The organism is Brevibacterium sp. HMSC063G07 (assembly GCF_001810665.1).
Classification (GTDB): Bacteria; Actinomycetota; Actinomycetes; order Actinomycetales; family Brevibacteriaceae; genus Brevibacterium.
The window spans coordinates 1-1,484 of sequence record NZ_KV802331.1 but is presented as its reverse complement, the minus strand read 5'-3'; the positions used below and the strand labels follow the sequence as shown (position 1 = coordinate 1,484).

Here is a 1,484-nt window from a genome sequence, read left to right as displayed (position 1 = left end):
GCCCAGACTCCTACGGGAGGCAGCAGTGGGGAATATTGCACAATGGGGGGAACCCTGATGCAGCGACGCCGCGTGGGGGATGACGGCCTTCGGGTTGTAAACCTCTTTCAGTAGGGAAGAAGCCTTTGGGTGACGGTACCTGCAGAAGAAGTACCGGCTAACTACGTGCCAGCAGCCGCGGTAATACGTAGGGTACAAGCGTTGTCCGGAATTATTGGGCGTAAAGAGCTCGTAGGTGGTTTGTCGCGTCTGCTGTGGAATCGTGCCGCTTAACGGTGCGCGTGCAGTGGGTACGGGCAGACTGGAGTGCAGTAGGGGAGTCTGGAATTCCTGGTGTAGCGGTGAAATGCGCAGATATCAGGAGGAACACCGGTGGCGAAGGCGGGACTCTGGGCTGTTACTGACGCTGAGGAGCGAAAGCATGGGGAGCGAACAGGATTAGATACCCTGGTAGTCCATGCCGTAAACGTTGGGAACTAGGTGTGGGGTCCATTCCACGGATTCCGCGCCGTAGCTAACGCATTAAGTTCCCCGCCTGGGGAGTACGGCCGCAAGGCTAAAACTCAAAGGAATTGACGGGGGCCCGCACAAGCGGCGGAGCATGCGGATTAATTCGATGCAACGCGAAGAACCTTACCAAGGCTTGACATGCACTGGAATCGCCTAGAGATAGGTGCGCCCTTTGGGGCTGGTGTACAGGTGGTGCATGGTTGTCGTCAGCTCGTGTCGTGAGATGTTGGGTTAAGTCCCGCAACGAGCGCAACCCTCGTTCTATGTTGCCAGCACGTGATGGTGGGAACTCATAGGAGACTGCCGGGGTCAACTCGGAGGAAGGTGGGGATGACGTCAAATCATCATGCCCTTTATGTCTTGGGCTTCACGCATGCTACAATGGTCGGTACAGAGGGTGGCGATGCCGTGAGGTGGAGCGAATCCCTTAAAGCCGGTCTCAGTTCGGATCGTAGTCTGCAACTCGACTACGTGAAGTCGGAGTCGCTAGTAATCGCAGATCAGCAACGCTGCGGTGAATACGTTCCCGGGCCTTGTACACACCGCCCGTCAAGTCACGAAAGTCGGTAACACCCGAAGCCGGTGGCCTAACCTGTGTGGGGGGAGCCGTCGAAGGTGGGACCGGTGATTGGGACTAAGTCGTAACAAGGTAGCCGTACCGGAAGGTGCGGCTGGATCACCTCCTTTCTAAGGAGCAACACATTCAAACACATCCTTTGATGGCTGTCACGCTTTGTGTGTGGTGGTTGTGGGGGTGTGTTGTGGTAGGCCCTGACATCCAGGTTGGGTGTGTGGGGTGCTCATGGGTGGAACGCTGCGAAACTTCTGCACTGGCGTATCACTTCAGGGTGCTCGTGGATGGAGTGTCCTTGTGGTGGTGTGTGGGTGTGGGCAGGCACGCTGTTGGGTTGTGGGGGAACAGGCCCACACGCTCGTAGGGGTGTGTGGTGGTTCTTCTTCCACCGCCGTGGATT

At 57.2% G+C, this 1,484-nt stretch carries 1 rRNA gene; it reads left to right on the top strand.

What is annotated here, in order from left to right:
• Positions 1–1,197, top strand: a 16S ribosomal RNA gene (locus HMPREF2757_RS02435); the annotation flags it as partial.
• Positions 1,198–1,484: the final 287 nt, after the last annotated feature.